General features: G+C 52.6%; 17 protein-coding genes. 16 read left to right on the forward strand and 1 reads right to left on the reverse strand.

What is annotated here, in order from left to right:
- Positions 1–21: 21 nt before the first annotated feature.
- Both NFR57_RS02595 and NFR57_RS02600 read left to right on the forward strand, forming a co-directional pair.
- The gene (locus NFR57_RS02595; protein ID WP_420840768.1) at positions 22–1329 is read left to right on the forward strand and encodes a phosphoglycerate kinase; all 1308 of its coding nucleotides are present in this window, start codon (positions 22–24) and stop codon (positions 1327–1329) included.
- 99 nt (positions 1330–1428) lie between these two features.
- Entirely contained in the window at positions 1429–1839 is a 411-nt protein-coding gene (locus NFR57_RS02600) for a hypothetical protein (RefSeq protein ID WP_251182273.1), read from the forward strand.
- A gap of 43 nt (positions 1840–1882) precedes the next feature.
- Here NFR57_RS02600 and NFR57_RS02605 read toward each other — a convergent pair whose 3' ends face one another.
- A complete protein-coding gene (locus NFR57_RS02605; RefSeq protein WP_251182274.1) occupies positions 1883–2653 on the reverse strand; it encodes a hypothetical protein in 771 nt (256 codons plus the stop codon).
- Between the two features lie 57 nt (positions 2654–2710).
- Here NFR57_RS02605 and NFR57_RS02610 point away from each other — a divergent pair, with 57 nt between their 5' ends.
- The 14 genes from NFR57_RS02610 to NFR57_RS02675 all read left to right on the forward strand — a co-directional run bounded on the left by NFR57_RS02610 (position 2711) and on the right by NFR57_RS02675 (position 18495).
- Positions 2711–3700, forward strand: a complete 990-nt coding sequence (locus tag NFR57_RS02610) for an L-threonylcarbamoyladenylate synthase (RefSeq protein WP_251182275.1) — start codon at positions 2711–2713, stop codon at positions 3698–3700.
- A 12-nt stretch (positions 3701–3712) separates the two neighbouring features.
- Positions 3713–4204: an arsenate reductase/protein-tyrosine-phosphatase family protein gene (locus NFR57_RS02615; protein ID WP_275557168.1), complete on the forward strand. Its 492-nt coding sequence runs from the start codon at positions 3713–3715 to the stop codon at positions 4202–4204.
- Between the two features lie 114 nt (positions 4205–4318).
- Positions 4319–4762: a ribose 5-phosphate isomerase B gene (rpiB, locus tag NFR57_RS02620; RefSeq protein WP_251182276.1), complete on the forward strand. Its 444-nt coding sequence runs from the start codon at positions 4319–4321 to the stop codon at positions 4760–4762.
- A complete protein-coding gene (locus NFR57_RS02625; RefSeq protein ID WP_251182277.1) occupies positions 4755–5126 on the forward strand; it encodes a hypothetical protein in 372 nt (123 codons plus the stop codon). Before rpiB ends, NFR57_RS02625 begins: the two co-directional genes overlap by 8 nt.
- A gap of 1 nt (position 5127) precedes the next feature.
- Positions 5128–7131 (forward strand): V-type ATP synthase subunit I, encoded by a 2004-nt coding sequence (locus NFR57_RS02630; RefSeq protein WP_251182278.1) that lies wholly within the window; start codon positions 5128–5130, stop codon positions 7129–7131.
- 65 nt (positions 7132–7196) lie between these two features.
- Entirely contained in the window at positions 7197–7670 is a 474-nt protein-coding gene (locus NFR57_RS02635) for a V-type ATP synthase subunit K (RefSeq protein WP_251182279.1), read from the forward strand.
- Between the two features lie 2 nt (positions 7671–7672).
- On the forward strand, positions 7673–8254 hold the full coding sequence (locus NFR57_RS02640) for a V-type ATP synthase subunit E (RefSeq protein WP_251182280.1): 582 nt from the start codon (positions 7673–7675) through the stop codon (positions 8252–8254).
- The gene (locus NFR57_RS02645; RefSeq protein WP_251182281.1) at positions 8254–9174 is read left to right on the forward strand and encodes a V0D/AC39 family V-type ATPase subunit; all 921 of its coding nucleotides are present in this window, start codon (positions 8254–8256) and stop codon (positions 9172–9174) included. The genes NFR57_RS02640 and NFR57_RS02645 overlap by 1 nt, the downstream gene beginning before the upstream one ends.
- A 40-nt stretch (positions 9175–9214) precedes the next feature.
- Entirely contained in the window at positions 9215–9541 is a 327-nt protein-coding gene (locus tag NFR57_RS02650; RefSeq protein ID WP_251182282.1) for a V-type ATP synthase subunit F, read from the forward strand.
- Between the two features lie 299 nt (positions 9542–9840).
- On the forward strand, positions 9841–11595 hold the full coding sequence (locus tag NFR57_RS02655; RefSeq protein ID WP_251182283.1) for a V-type ATP synthase subunit A: 1755 nt from the start codon (positions 9841–9843) through the stop codon (positions 11593–11595).
- Positions 11595–12980 carry a V-type ATP synthase subunit B gene (locus NFR57_RS02660; protein WP_251182284.1) on the forward strand — a complete coding sequence of 462 codons (1386 nt, stop codon included), beginning with the start codon at positions 11595–11597 and terminating at the stop codon, positions 12978–12980. The genes NFR57_RS02655 and NFR57_RS02660 overlap by 1 nt, the downstream gene beginning before the upstream one ends.
- Positions 12981–13024: 44 nt before the next feature.
- Positions 13025–13636: a V-type ATP synthase subunit D gene (locus NFR57_RS02665; protein ID WP_251182285.1), complete on the forward strand. Its 612-nt coding sequence runs from the start codon at positions 13025–13027 to the stop codon at positions 13634–13636.
- Positions 13637–13943: 307 nt separating this feature from the next.
- A complete protein-coding gene (locus NFR57_RS02670; protein WP_251182286.1) occupies positions 13944–18263 on the forward strand; it encodes a hypothetical protein in 4320 nt (1439 codons plus the stop codon).
- A 4-nt stretch (positions 18264–18267) separates the two neighbouring features.
- Complete coding sequence (locus tag NFR57_RS02675; RefSeq protein WP_251182287.1) at positions 18268–18495, forward strand: hypothetical protein; 228 nt, start codon at positions 18268–18270, stop codon at positions 18493–18495.
- Positions 18496–19014: the final 519 nt, after the last annotated feature.

Raw genomic sequence — 19014 nt, forward strand, 5'->3', positions numbered from 1 at the left:
ATAATCCAAAAGGAGTTTACTATAATGAACAAAAAGACAGTTCGTGACGTTGACGTAAAAGGCAAGCGCGTGCTTGTCCGTTGCGATTTCAACGTGCCTATGAAAGACGGAGTTATCACCGACGAAAACAGAATTCTCGGCGCGCTCCCCACTATCGAATATTTGCTCGATGCGGGCGCAAAAGTTACGCTTTGCTCGCACATGGGCAAGCCGCACTCCATTTTGTCGGCGGAAGTCAAGCTCAACAAAAAGGACAAAAAGAAGGTCGAGGCGGGCGAAACCACTGCCGAGGCTATTATCGAAAAAGCCAAAAAGGACGAGCCCAAAAAGCTCACGCTCGCGCCCGTCGCCAAACGCCTTAACGAGCTTTTGGGCGGCAAGGTGACTTTTGCTACCGACGTTATCGGCAAGGACGCCAACGCCAAGCGTTCCGCGCTCAAAGAGGGCGAGGCTGTGTTGCTCGAAAACCTGCGCTTCCACTGGGAAGAAGAAGGCAAGGACGAGAGTTTTTGCAAGGCGCTCGCTTACGACGCGGAAGTTTACGTCAACGACGCGTTCGGCACGGCGCACCGCTCGCACGCGTCCACCGCGGCGATCGTCGAGTACGGCATTATTAAAACCGCAGTGTGCGGATTCCTTATCGAAAAAGAACTGTCTGTCATGGGCGCGACTATCGAAAACCCGCCCCGTCCGTTTGTCGCCATACTCGGCGGCGCGAAGGTTGCGGACAAACTCAACGTTATTTCCAATCTGCTCGAAAAATGCGACACGCTTATTATCGGCGGCGGCATGGCGTACACATTCCTCAAAGCCAAGGGCTACGAAGTGGGCACGTCGCTCCTCGACGAGGAAAAAATCGGCTACTGCAAGGACATGATCGACAAAGCGGCAAAGATGGGCAAGGAACTTGTTTTGCCTATCGATACCGTTACCACATCGCATTTCCCCGAGCCTATCGACGCGGCTATCGATGTTAAGACTGTTCCGTCCGACCAAATCCCCGCCGACAGGATGGGTATGGATATAGGCGAGAACACGCGCAAACTTTACGCCGAAAAGGTCGCGGGCGCAAAAGCTGTTGTTTGGAACGGACCTATGGGCGTGTTCGAGAACCCCACGCTCGCCAAAGGCACGATTGCGGTCGCACAGGCGCTTGCCGACGTTTACGGCAAATGCACGACCATTATCGGCGGCGGCGACAGCGCGGCGGCGGTCAAACAGCTCGGTTTTGCCGACAAGATGTCGCACATCAGCACGGGCGGCGGCGCGTCGCTCGAATACCTCGAGGGCAAAGTCCTGCCCGGTATAGCTTGCCTCAACGATAAATAAGTCAACGGCGCATACAACTTAACGGTTATTTACAACCGATTAAATCACAACATAAAGCGGCGGTCGCGGTGAACGCGATCGCCGTTTGGGTTAGGGCTTATGAAAGATAAACAGGCGCGCGCACTCGCAATAGTCGCGCTCGTATTTATGGGTATATTTGTCGTCGCGCTTATCGTGACGCTTGTCGATCACACGTTGCTTAACGGCGCAATCGGTTATGTCGCGCTGTGTTCGGGCGTGTTTGCGATTATGATTTTTATCGCGCTCAAAGCCGACGGCAGGGGCTATTCCGTCACCAAAATGAACAACGAGATAGAAATGCAAAAGATAGAAAAAGCGCTTGCGGAACAGGCGGAGCGCGAAAAAGCGGAACAAGCCGAACAAAACGAACAAGACGATAAAGCGGAGGACGAACCGTCCGAAAACTCGACCGTAACAGAACAAGCCGAAGGCTCGGGCGAGGGCGCAACGGACGAGAGCGCGGAACAGGCGCATAGCGAAAACGCATGATCTAAAACAGAAAATAAGACAAAACGCCGCAAGGACGGGCGCGTCAATCGCGTTGCTTGTCTTTGCGGTTTTTTATTGCCGTCGATAACGAGAGCGCGACCGAAACGGCGGCGAGCGCGGCGCACGCGCATGCGCAAGCGAACGTTATTACAGAGTACCCGTTTAGCACGGATACCGCGAACATGGACGCGGAAAGTATGGCGTAGCGGATAATTTTGTCCTTGCCGAACGCGCCGTACAGCGCGGCGCGGCGGGATTTGCGTTTTTGCTCGTACTGTTTTTTGGGCAGGGCGTTAAGCGATGCGAAAAGTTTATACACGTCGTCGCCGTATACGGTTTTTACCGTTATTCCGTCCACGTCCACGGTGGACAGCGGCGGGGCTTTGCTCAAAATTACTATTTTGCTTGCGCCGTAGTGTTTGGCTTTGGCTATAAATCGCGCCGCGTTTTTTTTGTCGGGCGGCGTGCCGAAACAGCAGAACGCCGCCGTGCCGTTTAGGTACACGCCCTTGCCGCGGATCTTTGCGGCGGGGTTTTTGGCTTTAAGTCCCGCGTGCAGGAGTTTGGCGGGCGCGCCGTCGTCCGCGAACAGAAAATCGAAAAACATGCCGTCGGCGGCGGCGGACAGGCGCAGGGCTTGTTCCTTTTTTTTGCCGAAAAGTTTTAGCAGTAGGCACGCGCATGCGGTTATCGCGGCGGCGCAAAATACGGCGAGTTGAAGCGTCGTGTAGTAGCGCATTACGGCGACTGCGGCAAAGAATATCAGGCACGCGCCGACGGTGCCGTCTATAAATTTGGCAAACTTGCTTTTCACGCTTGAAATTATCGTCCGTATGTGTTAATATTATACAGACAGGATGGTTTTTTGCTCGTGGAAAAACAAACGAAAATTTTGCAACCGACTGCGGAAAATATCGAGTTGTGCGCGCGAGCGCTTCGGGCGGGCGAGCTTGTGGCGTTCCCGACCGAAACGGTGTACGCGCTGGGCGCGGCGGCTACCGACGATCGCGCAGTCGAAAAGGTGTTCGAGGTGAAGGGCAGGTCGCGCGACAAGGCGCTTATCGTCGCGGTGTCCGACAAGTCGCGCGTCGGCGACGTGGTCAAGCGTATCCCGCAAAAAGCGCGCATGCTTATGGACAGGTTTATGCCCGGGGCGTTGACCTTGGTCATGGACAAGGCGGACTGTATTCCGAGCGTTACGACGGCGGGCGGCAGTTCCGTCGCCGTGCGCATACCCGACAACCCCGTTGCGCTCAAACTGATTGAGCTTGCGGGCTGTCCCGTCGTCGTGCCGAGCGCAAACACGTCGGACAAGGCAAGCCCCACGCTTGCGAGCCATGTTTTGGACGACCTCGGCGGGCGTATTCAATACGTGCTGGACGGCGGTGCGTCCGAAATAGGTATCGAGTCCACGGTGATTGACATGCGCGTCGATCCGCCCGTTGTTTTGCGCGAGGGCGGGGTTACCGTCGCGCAGATAGAAAGCGTTATCGGCGGCGTAGCGTTCAAGCGCGAGCCGTCTAAATTGAGCGGCGGCTACACGCCCAACGCCGAGGTTCTTTTCGCGGCGTACTTCGACGGCATGGCGCAAAGCATTATTTCGCGTTACGACGAGCTGACGCGGCGCGGCGCGCAGGTCGTGATTTTCTGCCTTGACGGCAATCGCGAACTTTACGGGTCGCGCAACGCATACGCGCTCGGCAAGGATTACAAGGCGTATGCGCACAATCTTTTTGCGGCGTTGCGTCGAGCGGACGCGGACTTGTACGAAACGGTCATCGCCGAAGGCGTGAACCCCGAGGGCATAGGCGAATCGCTTATCGCGCGGCTCATCAAGTTGAGCGGCGGCATGATTATTTGAGGAGGGCGGAAGATGTCTGACAAATCGGATAAAAGCAAAATCAAGCTGAACGTTATTTTCGTGTGCACGGGCAACACGTGCCGATCGCCCATGGCGGAGTTTTTGTTTAAGGATTATCTGCGCGACAAAAAGCGTATCGGGGATTTTAATGTATCGAGTGCGGGGCTGGAAGCGGGCAAAGGCGACGTCATGACGCGGCAGGCGGACGAGGCGCTTACTGCGCTCGGCATTAAGCACAACGCCGACCGCAAGGCGCGAATATTCACCGTGCAAATGTCGCTCGACGGCGATTTGATAATCGGCATGACCGACGAGCACGCGGCGCGCACGGGCAGCGACAACGCCGTTTCGTTTGTCGAGCTTACGGGCAGACCGGTTGCCGACCCGTTCGGCATGAGCGTAAACGCATACTTGCTGTGCGCCGAACAGATACGTTCCGCGTTCGACAAAATACTCGAAATTGCGGACGGACTGCTCGAAAATAAGCGCGCAACGGCGGGCTGACGGCGGCGGATTTGCGCGCGCGGCTCTATGTGCCTAAAAAAATTTAAGGGCAAATGCGTGACAAATAAGGCAAATTATGATATACTATATCCGAATATACAATCGAGGCGGCTTATGATATACATTGCATGCGACCACGGCGGCGTGGATCTTAAAAACGCGATAACGAATAAACTTCGTGCGGACGGGGTCGAATATACCGACCTCGGCACTGACGGTTGCGCGTCTGTCGATTATCCCGATTACGGGTTTGCGGTTGCTCGGCGCGTGGCTAAAGAGGACGGCTCGCGCGGCATAGTAATTTGCAAGACGGGCGTCGGCATGAGCATTTGCGCCAACAAGGTCAAGGGCGTTAGGTGCGGGCTGTGCTTTAATGCGGACATGGGCAGACTGTGCCGCGAGCATAACAACGCCAACGTACTCGCGCTCGGCGCAGCCAACACCGACGTGCAAACGGCGTTGGATATTGTGAGCGCGTTTTTAACAACGGAGTTCGCGGGCGGACGGCACGCGGAACGCGTAGGCAAGATAGCCGCTTACGAGGTTGAAAATGGCTAAAAAGATCGAACCCGTAATGTACGGCGATCGCGACAGTCTGGACGAGAATTTGCAGAGCGTGCTCGCGGAAGTCAAGTCGGCGGAGGAAGAGGCAAAGCGCATTATTGCGCAGGCGGAAGCGTCGGTCAAGGCTATTCAGCTTGATGCGGCTAACCGCGAACGCGACATGAAAGAACGCAGTAAAACCGTTACTGCGCAGGCGCACGACGAGGCGATTGCCGCGGCGGCGGCTCGCGCGCAGGCGGAACGCGAAAAGCGCGTGCGCGCCGCGGAAGAACAGGGCGAACGGCTGATAGCCGAAAAGCAAAAAGCCGTAGCCGCGCGCACGGCGGAACTTTACGCCGCGCTCGGAGGAAAAAAATAAAATGGCGATCGCCAGAATGTCGCACCTCCGACTTGTCGGACTTCGGCGCGACCAAAATAAAATATTGGACAGCCTTACGTCCAAAGGGATATTTGAGGCGCGCGCGACGGACTGTGTACAAGTTACGTCGCCGTCGTCGGGCGAGTCCGGGCTGTACAGGGAACTTAAATTAAAACAGGGGAAATTGGCGTTCGCGCTCGACTTTTTGAAAGCGCGGCACGCGGAAGCGGCGGCGCGGCTAAAAGACAATGCGCGCGAAGTAAAGCGCGGCGGAACTCCGCTCGATTTTACTTTGTCGGACGTCAAATATTCGGGCGGGCGCATGCTCATTACGCGCGCCGATTTTTCGGACGCCGCCGCGCGCGAGTACGAACTTATGCATGTGTGCGAGGAGCTTGAACGCATTTCGTTCGACATAGCCGATTGCAAGACGCGCGCTTCCGCCATAAAGAGTTCTACCGCGGCATACGCGCCGTTTGCGGTCGTGCCGCTCAAACTATCGGAGTTTAAACGCGTCGGCGATATTGTTTTGTCCGTTTATCACAACCGCGCCGCGACGCCGCCTTACTCGGCGTTCGATGGTTTGGCGTGCGCTTACGAAGTGCGGCAAAGCGACGGGCTTGTCGTTATTTGCGTTTGCCGTGCGGCGGACTTCGAGCAAACGGACAAACGCCTTACCGCGCTCGGCTATGCGGCTTGCCCGTTTACGGACGATTGCACGGCGGAGCAAAAGCTGTCCGCGTTTTCGGCGGAGCTTGGCGACATAGATCGCAGGCTGTGGGAACTTACCAAAACCGCGCTCGCTTACGAAAAATACGTAAACGATTTGCGCATACTTTACGACGTTATAGAATTGGATATAGAGCGCGCCGAAGCCGAAGCCAAGTTTGCCAAAACCGACAGCGCGTTTGTGCTGGAAGGGTGGTTGCCCGAAGCGGCGGCGCAGGACGCGGCGGACGCCGTGACCGAGGCTTGCCCCGCGACGTTTGTGCAACTGCTCGCGCCCGAGGAGCGCGACGAGCCGCCCACGCTTGCGGTAAACAACAAAGTCGTCGCGCCTTACGAAGATATAACAAACATGTACAGCCCGCCCAAGTACGGGGAGATAGACCCCAACCCGATAATGTCCGTTTTCTATTTTTTGTTTTTCGGCATTATGGTTGGCGACGCGGCTTACGGGCTTATTCTCGCCGTCGCGGGGCTTGTCATAGGCATGTCCAAAAAGTTCGACACGGGCTTTAAGCGGTTGGCTTTATTGGTGGGCATGGGCGGAATTTCCGCGATTGTCTGGGGCATAATTTTCGGCGGGTATTTTTCGATAGACTTCGGCGACAAAAAAGTCGCGCTGTGGTTTAACCCGCTCGACGAAAACGGCGGACCTATGCAAATGCTGGTGTTGAGTATCGTGCTCGGCTGTTTGCAAATGGTGGTGGGCTATGCGATTAAATTCGTCGCGCTGTGCAAGCAGGGCAAGCCGTTTTCGGCGATATTCGACGCGGGTTCGATAATTATTCTGTTCGGCGCGCTTGGCTGTTTGGCTGTAAACATGTTCTTGCTTAAAACTCCCGTGTTCGCTTTGACAATCGTCGCGATAGTTCTTGCCGCGCTGGGCGCGGGGCTTATCCTGTTTTTCGGCGGGCGCGAAGCGAAAAATCCGTTCGGTAAAGTGATAGGCGGGTTTAAAGGACTTTACGGGCTTATCAATCTTTTGTCCGACGTGCTGTCGTACTGCCGTCTGTTCGGGCTGTGTTTGGCGAGCTGCGCTATCGGGCTTGCATTCAACACGCTGGGTGGAATACTGTTCGATATTCCCTACGTCGGGTATGTCGTAGGCGTGATAATCCTTATCCCGTTGCACGTGTTCAATCTGGGCATAGGCGTGTTGAGCGCTTATGTTCACGACGCGCGGTTGCAGTTCTTGGAGTTTTACGGAAAGTTTTACGAGGGCGGGGGCAGGCTGTTCGCGCCGCTCGGCGAACGTACCAAATATATACGCTATCGTTGATAGCAATGCTATTAGGGTCTTACCTAAACGGTTTACCATAAATATTCTTTTAAGGAGAAAGTAAAATGAATTGGGGCAATTTTTATGCCATCATGGGCGCGGCGATCGCCGTTATCGTATCGGGCATAGGTTCGGCAATAGGCGTCGGCAGAGCGGGACAGGCTTCTGCGGCGTTGCTCGGCAAACAACCCGATAAGTTCGGCAACACCATGATCTTGCAGGTCATGCCGTCCACGCAGGGCTTGTACGGCTTTGTCGTTGCGTTTATGACAATGATTAAGCTAAACGTGTTCGGCGAAATGGCAGTGCTTACCGCGGCGCAGGGCTGGATAATCTTTGCGTTCTGCATGCCTATCGCTATTGTCGGCTTGGTGTCGGCTATCATGCAAGGCAATGTCGCTATCGGTTGCATCAACCTTATCGGCAAGCAGGAAAAACAGCTCGGTCACGCTATCCCGATGCTTGTTCTTGTCGAGATTTTCGCGATATTCGCGTTTATAGTTTCCATACTCGGCGTTATGCTTTTGGAAATAGGCTGATTATGGTCGGCAAGCAAAAACTTATAGACGAAATTCTGTCGTCGGCTAAAAAAACGGCGGCGGCTATGGTCGAGGAAGCGACCGCCGAGCAGACCGAGGCGCTTGCCGCGCTCCGCAAGGAGCTGGACGCGGCGCAGGCGGAAAGCCTTGCGCGCTCCGACAAAGCCGCAGACGACTACTATTCGGGTCAAGTCAAACTGGGCGATCTCGAAGCGGGCAAAGCGCTTTTGCATGCCAAACAGCGTTGCGTCGCGGCGGTGTACGACGGTGTGCGCGATAAAATTTTGCGCGCGCCCGACGCCGAATATCTTGCGCTTTTGCAAAAGTTGGTGGTCGAGGTTTGCGAGGACGGCGACGAAATTATTGCGGCAAAGTCCGACGCGAAACGCGTCAATGCGGCTTGGGTCAAAAAGGTGAGCGCGGCGGCGAAAAAGAAGCTGACGCTGTCCAAGGTACAGGGCGACTTTTCGGGCGGGGTTATTTTGCGCAATCCGCGTTACGACAGAGATTTAAGCGTGGACGAGATTGTCGCGGAGCTTAAAGAGCGCACCGTCGGCGACACGCTTAAAGCATTGGGGCTGTAATGATTACGACCAAAGTTTACGCCAATATGTCGGCTATGCAGTACGGCAAGCGCATGGACGCGGAACGACTGCGGCGCGTCGTCGAGGCGAAGTCGCTCGGCGAAGCGTTTAAAATGCTGGGCGATTACGGGTTTTATTATTCCGACGGGCTGACCGTTGACGGGTTTATCGTCGGCGAAACGGACAGGCTGATAGAGTTTATTTCCGACGTTGCGGCGAGCGAACGACTTAAAACCGCACTGACGGCGCGGTTCGTTTACAACAACGCAAAGCTCGCGTACAAATCGCGGTTTGCGAGCGTGCCGTCGGACGGGTACTATTCGGTCGGCGCGGACGCGGAAAAGATAGCCAAAGGCGACTATTCGGAAACGGACAAATTTTTGTGCGCCGCGCTCCAAGAGCTGGACGAGGCGGAAGAAAACAAGCCGCAGGCGATTGATTTGTCGCTCACCCGCGCCATGTACAAACAGGTGCTCTCGTGCGGAATACGTCCGCTTAAAAAGTATTTCCGCGCGGAAATAGACATGAAAAATATTCTGTCCGCGGCGCGCATGAAACGGCTTAACATGTCGAGCGGCGACGAGTTTATAGACGGCGGAAGTTTGCGGCGCGACATGCTCGACGAGGCGGTTGCGGCGGAACGCTTTGCCGAGTGTTTCGAGAACACGCCGTACTATGAGTATGCCGAAAACATCGAGCGCGGCGAGTTTAAAGAGTTATGGCGCGCAGAACGCGACGCGGACGACTATCTGTATTATTTGACCGAAGGAACGGTGACGGCATACACTTCGTTCTTGCCGTTTCTAAACTACTACACCGAAACGTTGGTCGAATTAAAAACGGTAAAGACCGCGTTGGTATGTATAAAGACAAACGCGCGCGGAAGTTTTTACGAGCGTATCCCGCAACTTTACAAGTAGCGGAGAGAGCTGTTGACGGGGCTACCGTCGGGGCAGGGTTATGGAAAAAATAGGCAAAATTGCGGTAATAGGCGACGGCGAGAGCGCAACGGCGTTTCTCGCAATCGGCGCGGCTGTGTACAAAGTTGACGACGAATACAAGGCGGCGGACGTCTTGCGCGACCTTGCCAAGACCGACGAATACGCGGTTATTTTGGTCACGGAAAATTATGCCGCAAAGATGTCCGCGCTTATGGACAAGCTCAAACAACAGCCTTATCCGGCGGTGCTCGCTATCCCGTCCTCGACGGGTTCAAACGGGTTCGGCTTGGCGGGCGTTAAAAAGGACGTTGAAAAAGCCGTCGGCGTGGATATACTGTTCAATTAAATGAATAAATAAAAGATAAAAGATAATAGTTGAGGAAGTTTTGCTCGTCGCAAAGCTTGATTAAATTAAAAAAAGTATAAGTCCACACCCCCATCATTTCGAGCTTGTCGAGAAATCAAGGCGAACCGCCGCAAGGTGAAGCGGCAACGGCACGCACACACAACATTTCGAGCATGTCGAGAAATTCGGGCGACCCGCCGCAAGACGGTAAAGTAACAATAATAACGGCGGCTAACGCCAAACAAACAACAACAGCAAACGCACGAGCGAAATCCAATCTGTGATTGTCAAGGAGCAACATGGGCAAAATCATTAAAATAAGCGGACCGTTGATTGTGGCGGACGGCATGCAGGACGTTAAGATGTACGACGTTGTGCGCGTGTCCGGTAAAGGTCTTATCGGCGAGGTCATAGAACTTCGCGGCGATCGCGCGTCCATACAGGTATATGAAGAAACGAGCATGCTCGGCACGGGCGAGCCTGTAACGTCTACCGAACAGCCGCTGTCTGTCGAGCTCGGACCGGGGCTTATCGGCGGCATTTACGACGGTATTCAACGCCCGCTCGAAGCGCTTGCGGCTATTTCCGGCGATAGGATTGACCGCGGCGTGAGCGCGCCCGCTATCGACCGCAAAAAGAAATGGGCGTTCGTTCCCACGGTCAAAAAAGGCGACAATGTTATTGCGGGCGACGTTATCGGCACGGTCAAAGAAAACGAGGTCGTCGAGCACAGAATAACCGTTCCGTTCGGTATCGGCGGCGTTATCGAAAAAATTTCGAGCGGCGAATTTACCGTCGAGCAGGTCGTCGCTGTCGTGTCCGACGGAAAAGTCAAGCACGACGTTACCATGTTGCAACGCTGGCCGGTGCGCAAGGGCAGACCTTACGCCGAAAAACTTCCGCCGATCGAACCGCTTATCACCGGTCAACGCGTCGTAGACACGCTGTTCCCCATAGCTCGCGGCGGCGTGGCGGCTGTTCCCGGCCCGTTCGGGTCGGGCAAGACGGTGTTGCAACACGCGCTTGCCAAGTGGTCGGACGCGGATATTATAGTGTACGTCGGGTGCGGCGAGCGCGGCAACGAAATGACCGACGTTCTTAACGAGTTCCCCGAACTTATCGACCCCAAAACGGGTCAACCGCTTATGAAGCGCACCGTGCTAATCGCCAACACTTCGGACATGCCCGTCGCGGCGCGCGAGGCGAGCATTTACACGGGCATCACGATTGCCGAATACTACCGCGACATGGGATATTCGGTCGCTATCATGGCGGACTCCACGTCGCGTTGGGCGGAGGCTTTGCGTGAAATGAGCGGCAGACTTCAAGAAATGCCGGGGGAGGAAGGCTATCCCGCGTACCTATCGAGCAGGCTCGCCGAATTTTACGAGCGCGCGGGGTCTGTCAAGATTTTGGGATCGACGGAGCGCGTCGGGTCGGTTACGGCTATCGGCGCGGTGTCGCCTCCCGGCGGCGATATGTCCGAGCCCGTCAGTCAAGCGACGCTCCGCATAGTCAAGGTGTACTGGGGCTTGTCGAGCGCGCTTGCGTACAAGCGGCATTTCCCCGCGATAGATTGGCTTGTCAGTTATTCGCTGTACAGCGACAGGCTGGCGGACTGGTTCACGCGCAATGTGGACGCGCAGTTCACGGCGTACAGAACGGAAATAAGCAAGATTTTGCAGGAGGAAGCGCGGCTGGACGAAATTGTCAGGCTTGTCGGCATGGACGCGCTGTCGCCGCGCGACAGGCTCACCATGGAAGCCGCGAAGTCTGTGCGCGAGGACTATTTGCATCAAAACTCTTTCCACGAAGTCGATACGTATACTTCGCTCAAAAAGCAGTTCAAAATGCTTAAACTCATAGTGGATTTCTATTTTCAGGCGCTTCGCGCGCTCGATCGCGGCGTGAGCGTAAACGCCATACTCAAACTACCGTGCCGCGAGCAGATAGGCAGGGCGAAATACGTCGTGGAAAGCGATATATCCGCGCTCGACGGTATTCATGCGGACATGACGCGCGAGCTGGCGGAGCTTAAAAAGGAGGACGAGTAATGCGCAAGGAATATAGGACGATTAAAGAGGTCGTCGGTCCGCTCATGCTTGTTGAACAGGTCGAGGGCGTTAAGTACAACGAGCTTGTAAAAATTTCGCAGGGCGGAGCGGACGAAGCGCGGCTCGGCAGAGTGCTCGAAGTGGACGGCGACAAAGCGTTGGTTCAGCTTTTCGCGCCCAGTCGCGGGCTTAAAATTTCGGAGGCGAAAGCGGCGTTCACGGGCAAAGCCATAGAACTCAAAGTGTCGCACGACATGCTCGGCAGGGTGTTCGACGGCATGGGCAATCCCATTGACGGCGGCGCGGAAATCCTGCCCGAAAAGAGCTTGGATATAAACGGCAGCCCGCTCAACCCCGTTGCGCGCGACTATCCCAACGAGTTTATTCAAACGGGCGTGAGCGCGATTGACGGGCTTAACACGCTTGTCCGCGGTCAAAAATTGCCTGTCTTTTCGGCGTCGGGTCTGCCGCATGCCGACCTCGCGGCGCAGATAGCTCGGCAAGCGCAGGTCAAAAACACCGACGATAAGTTTGCCGTCGTGTTTGCGGCAATGGGCATAACCTACGAGGAGAGCGAGTTTTTTATAAACGACTTCCGCAGGACGGGCGCGATAGATAGGACTGTAATGTTTTTGAACTTGGCTAACGACCCCGCCGTCGAGCGCATCAACACGCCGCGCATGGCTATGACCGCCGCGGAATATCTGGCGTTCGATTGCGGCATGCACGTGCTTGTTATCATGACGGACATAACCAACTATGCGGAGGCGTTGCGCGAGATTTCGGCGGCGCGCCGCGAGGTTCCCGGTCGGCGCGGCTATCCCGGATATTTGTATACCGACCTTGCTACCATTTACGAGCGCGCGGGGCGTATACGCGGCAAGGCGGGCTCTATAACGCTTATACCCATACTGACAATGCCGGAGGACGACAAAACGCACCCCATACCCGACCTTACGGGCTACATCACCGAGGGGCAGATAATCCTGTCGCGCGAACTGTACAAAAAAGGACTAAACCCGCCGATAGACGTTTTGCCGTCGCTGTCACGGCTTAAAGACAAGGGCATAGGCAAGGGCAAAACGCGCAAGGATCACGCCGACACAATGAACCAGCTTTTCTCGGCGTATGCGCGCGGCAAGGACGCAAAAGAACTGGGGTCGATTTTGGGCGACGCCGCGCTCTCCGACGTTGACAGGCTGTATGCCAAGTTCGCCGAGGAGTTTGAAAAACAGTATATCAATCAGGGTTTCAACGCCAACCGCAGTATCGAAGAAACTTTGGACATCGGTTGGAAACTGCTTAAAATTTTGCCGCGTTCGGAGCTGAAACGCATACGCGACGAATACTTGCAAGAGTTTTACGGCAAGGAAACGGAACTGTAATTTTACGGTTGTAACTTCGATATTATCGATATAAGCGGAGCGTCATGTCAAGATTAAACGTAAACCCCACGCGCATGGAACTGCGCAGGCTTAAAGACAGGCTCAAAACCGCGGAGCGCGGACACAAGCTGTTAAAAGACAAGTCGGACGAAATGGTGCGGCAGTTTTTGGTTTTGATTAAAGAGAACAAACGCCTGCGCGAGGAGATAGAGGGCGAAATAGCCGACGCGCTAAAAGCGTTTGCCATGTCGGGCGGCGCGCCGCTCGAAGTGGTGCAGGCGATAGCGTTGCCCACGCTCACCGCGTCGGTCACGGTCGGCACTAAAAACGTCATGGGCGTAGACGTGCCGTACATGCAGACCAAGCGCGTGGGCGAAGTGCGGTTGCCGTATGCGCTGTGTTCCGCGCCCGCCGAACTGGACGACGCCGTGCTAAAACTAACCGCGCTTGCGGATAAACTGTTGCACTTGGCGGAAGTGGAAAAAACGTGCAACATGCTCGCCGACGAAATAGAAAAAAACCGCCGCAGGGTCAACGCGTTGGAATACGTCATGATCCCGCAGTTGCAGGAAACGATAAAGTATATTTTAATGAAACTCGACGAGAACGAGCGCGCGGCGATAGTGCGTTTGATGAAAGTAAAAGACAACACCTGAATTTCGCTTGACGGCGCATATAACAGTAAACGGAAAACACGGACTAACCGTGTTTTTTGTTGCTGAAAATATTACGGCAAAATTCACGCGGCGGTACTGTGCGTAGTCTAAAATATAAAAATTGCGAAAAAAATCAAATAATGTCGAGAAATAAGTAAAATAAGTGAAAAAATCATGTTTATACGCTTGACAGGGGAGAGGTGGCATTGTAAAATAATAAACGGGTAAAGAGTTATTATTACGGGAATAAGTTGAGCCTTAATATTTAACTCGCGTGTTACATTTTTTATCAAGGAGTATGGAATTTATGGGGTTTAGGAGTCTGACTGCTCGAAAATTGTGCGTAACTGTAATTGCGCTCATTTTTGCATGCGCTGCGGCTTTCGCTTTTTTGTTCGCGCCGACAACCGCGATAAAAGCGGAAGAAAGCTCGACAGTTCCGAATATCGAGTTGGGCGCAATCGGCGTTACATACATAATCGGCGACGACAGCGTTAATAATTTGATTGGCGCGGAAGAAGTAAACGGAAACGCGGAAGAATACGGCTGGTATGTTTACAGCGAAGCGAACAATACGTACAGATATACTCGACTCGATATGGGCTGGGCGGCGGCGATGAGCGCCGTGACTTCCGCGAATAACCGCGTGCGAGTCGTGCTTGCGAGCGATTGGATTGCTCAACCCACCGAACGCGAGGTGAGCAATAATAAACTACTTTATACTTCGTTCGGCGCGGACGAAAAAGTTTTTCCTTACGGACGACTGGAAATTCCGCAAGGCATGTATATGCAACTCGACCTTAACGGTAATGTACTCGATCGCGGATTGGATTGTCAGGGTAACGGATTGGATTATCAGGGTAATGAGTATTCGTCGGTAATTTACGGCAAAAATTGCGAATTGGAAATAATCGACGGCGATCCGACCAAAACTCACGAAGGGCGGTACGATTATGAAAAGACTGTAAACGCAGAGGACGGTCAAGTCCAAAACCAAACCGTAAACGTAAACGGCGGAATTATAGCGGGCGCATATGTTTCTGACAGTGCGACTATCGGAGCGGTTTATATGGAGTCTGCCAAATTGCTGTTGCGCGGCGGAACCATTACAAAAAACGGGACTAATCCTTCCGGTGGATATATATTATGTAGCGGCATTTATGCTAAAAATACCGAATTCGTGATGCTCGGCGGAAATATAGTCAATAATTCGAGCCCGTCACAGGCAGGTACTTCTGGCGGAGGCGTTTATGTAAGCAATTTTAGCATATTTTACATGTATAACGGTAAAATTTCGGATAATCGAACCGAATGCTACGGAGGCGGAGTGAGTGTTTCCGACGCTTCGAATTTTGTGATGTACGGCGGTGAAATATCCGCTAACCGTGCTAAAAGTCGAGGCGACGGTGTTTATTTAAATAAAGGTAGCGATATGATAATATCCGGCGGAAAAGTTTGCGGAAATCCTAGTGTAAGAAAAAGCGGCAACTATGGCGGCGGCGTGGGGGTGTACTCATCGACGCTTACAATTACAGGCGGCGAGATATTCGATAATATGTCGGGAGGGATTGATGTAATGGATTCCGACGTCACAATATCGGGCGGCGAGATATACAATAACGAATCGCAAGCTAACGGCGGAGGTTTGCGTGCATCATCAGACTGCGACGTCACAATATCGGGCGGCGAGATATACAATAACGAATCTCAAACCGACGGCGGAGGTTTGTATGCAACAAACTCCGACGTCACAATATCGGGCGGAAGAATTTACGGAAATACGGCTAAACAGCGCGGTGGCGGTATATATACGGAGAAAAATTCTTTTACCGTAACGGGCGGCGAAATAACAGGCAATACGGCAGTCCAAGAAAGTGCGGGCGTGCTGTGTAATTCGGACAAAATAAACTTCGGCGGCAATCCCGTAATAAAAAATAATACGGTAACAGGGCAAAGTAACGGCGATAGGCATAATTTTGTATTGGGATCTGGTAAGCGGATTAACTTTATTTCAAAGATGGAAGACGATGCGGAAGTATTTATTACGTGCCAGACGGTTTTTGCATATTCGGGAAATCAGTCTTACATAAAATACCATAACGTCAACGGCGTTCCCCTCGACCCTAATAAATACTTCGAAAGCTCGTCTGAAACCAAGACAATATTACTGCTCGACAGCGAATTATGCGACTTGAACGGCGCACCGCAAAAAATCACGTTTAAAACTGCATACGCCTCCACCCCCGCCGAGCTAACTGAAACTACCGGATATTACGGTGCGTGGTACGATTACGCGAAAGACAGTAAAATACAGTACGAACTGACAATCGACGCGGAAAATCAAACGCCGAAAGAAATAAGCAAGCAAGACTTCGACGGAACATACGTGGCATATACAGGCGACATAACGGACGCAGGACATTACAAAATAACATACGGAATAAATATCGGAGGTAAAGAATATAACCTCGATTACTATATAACCATCCTACCGCAAGATATAACGAGCGAAGCGGTAACAGCCTTAAGCGAAAGCAAGTACGAGTACGACGGAACAGTCAAAGAGCCGAGCGTGACCGTGACGTATAACGGTACCGCGCTGACGGCAAATAAAGACTACGAAATAACGTACAAAAACAATATCGACGCAGGCACAGGGTATGCGGTAATAAACTTCAAAGGGAATTATACCGGCAAAAAAGAACTGCCGTTTGAAATAAATATCACAGGCGGACAGTATAACGTCGCGTGGGAGTATTACGACGGCACGGCATGGACGGAAGTAACCGAACAAACGAAGTTCGAGTATATCCCCGGGTACAGAGGGAACCAAACAAATAAAGTCCGAGCAAAACTGACGCTCAAAGGCGCCGCCGCACACGGGGATGTAATCAAGTACGCGTATGCGGACGGAGTAACGGAGTATAACGATCCCGCTGTCAGCGCAACGAACATAAGCGAAATAACGGTTAAGTATACGTACAACGCCGAAACCGTCGCCGCGTTCAGGAACGCAGGCGAGTATACCGTGTGGTTGAACGGAGAATCGGATTACCCCATAGGCGGAAAACACGAAACCCCGCTCAATATTACAAAGTACGAAATAAAAGAAACAGACGAGCGACTGACCGTAAGAATAACTGACGGGAATCAGGAATACGACGGCTCGCTGAAACGCCCGACCGTCAAAGTAGTGTTAGATTACTTGGTTTTGTATGAAGGCATAGATTACGAGGTAACATACAGCGACGAGACGCACGAGGACCAAGCAATAAACGGCGGGGCAGCCAAAGCGAAAATAACGTTCATAGGAAATTACAGCGGAACAACGGAAATAGGCTTTGAAATAACGACGGCGGAAAACTCGTGGGAAAAAATGCCGAATATAGTGAGGTGGACGTATGGCAACTTCGATACGGAGAAAACAGTAATAATCGCCCAGCCGAAATACCTATTGCCCGAAAAGAACGTGCATATAAGTATATTGACCGGTAACGGCGAAACAATAGAAGGACTGGAAGATATAGCGACGGAACGAGTAGTAGATAACACATACGGCGAGTGCTATAAAATAACGAACGAAACAATAATAAGCAAACTAAACGAACTGCCGGTGAATAGATATACGTTAAGAGTGTGGGTGGACGGAACAAGCAGTTATACGGAGTTAGGCAACGAAGAAATAGTGTTCAATGTGTTAAGAGCGGAGAACTACTGGGAGGAAAGTCCGAGCATAGAAAGCTGGATAACCGGCGAGTACGACGCAACAAAGAATACGCCTGAAAGCAAGAGCAAGTACGGACAGGACAATGTAGTAATAACAATAACAAACGAAACAGGCGAGTACGTGTACTACGATAGCAGTAAAGAGATAAACCTGTTAAGCAGTATGGGCGTAGGTCTGTATATAATGACGGCTGAAGTAAAAGGCACGGACAACTATACGGGACTTAAATACACCAATACGTTTAGAGTGTTTGACATAGAGGGAACAACGGTAATAGTGGAAGAAGGCATGCCGTGGTGGGGCGTGCTGTTAATAGTGGTCGGAGTAATAGCGATAATAGTAGCGGTAATGGTAATATTGCACGTGAAAGGCGTGTTGCAGTTAATAACGGGAAAGATGGTCATAAAAATGCGCGCAAAAGCGGACGTGGACGCAACAATAGCGGCAATAAAAGCCGGGCGCATGGCAGCGGCGGCAACGACGGCGACAGCAACAACAACGGAAGATAACGAAAAGAAAACTGAAAAGAAAGCAAAAGCGCTGGAAAAGAAAGCAAAAACGCCAGAGGAAAAAGCGGCGGAGCTTGAAGCCAAAGCAAAGGCAATGCGGAAGAAAGCGGAAGCCATGAAAGCCAAAGCCAAAGTAATAGTAATGACGCCCGAAGAAAAGAAAGCAATGAAAGCGGAAGAACGCGCGAAAGAGAAAGAAAAGACCCGAGTGAAAAGCCCCGAAGAAAAAGCGGAAGCATTGGAAAAGAAAGCGGAAGCGAACGAGATGCAAGCGGAACAATTAAAAGCGAGAGCGGAAGTCATGAAGAACCGCGCCAACGAAATGCGCGAGAAAGCGCAAAAGCGCAAAGAAAAGCAACAAAACAAACCGACCCAACAAGAGGAGGCGTAAAACAATGAGCATAAAACGCGAAATGGCAAAAGAAATCCGCGTGATTTCGGAAGAAATACAACTGCTTGAAATAAAGCGCAGTCGTTCGGAAGCGGCGTTGATAGAGTCGCTTATAAGCAAGAGCGAACCGAAGAAAGAGGATGTGGAATACTTCCGCGCGTTCACGGCGGAGATAGAGGTCAAGCGCGACCGTATCCAGAAGCTGACAAAAGAACTGGAAAAATTGCTGTAAAACCAAAAGGCTTGTGCGTTGTGCACAAGCCTTTTTACTATATTGTGATAAAGCCAAACTCTCATCATTCCGAGCTTGCCGAGGAATCCAGGCGAACCGCCGCAGGGTGGTTAAGCTGTGCTTGGTGCGGCTAACGCCTTGATTTCTCCGCTGCGTTCGCTGACGCTCACTTCGGTCGAAATGATGGGGTGGTGATAAGGCGTGGTCGCGTTGGTCGAAATGGGGGCAGTGCATATCTTTGTGTGCTTTATAGTAATGATAGGCATGTAAAGCCAAACCCCATCATTCCGAGCTTGTCGAGGAATCCAGGCGAACCGCCGCAGGGTGGTAAAGTCTTAATACTGGTGCGGCTACGCCTTGATTTCTCCGCTGCGTTCGCTGACGCTCACTTCGGTCGAAATGATGGGAGAAAGGATTGGGCGCATTGCGCGTTATGGGCGATATGATTTTTTTTGGGGGGGGGAATAAGGCATGGCAAGCCTTTGTGTGCTTTGTCAATGATAGGCATTTCAAGCCCAA

The organism is Anaerocaecibacter muris (assembly GCF_943192945.1).
Lineage (GTDB): Bacteria > Bacillota > Clostridia > Christensenellales > Pumilibacteraceae > Anaerocaecibacter > Anaerocaecibacter muris.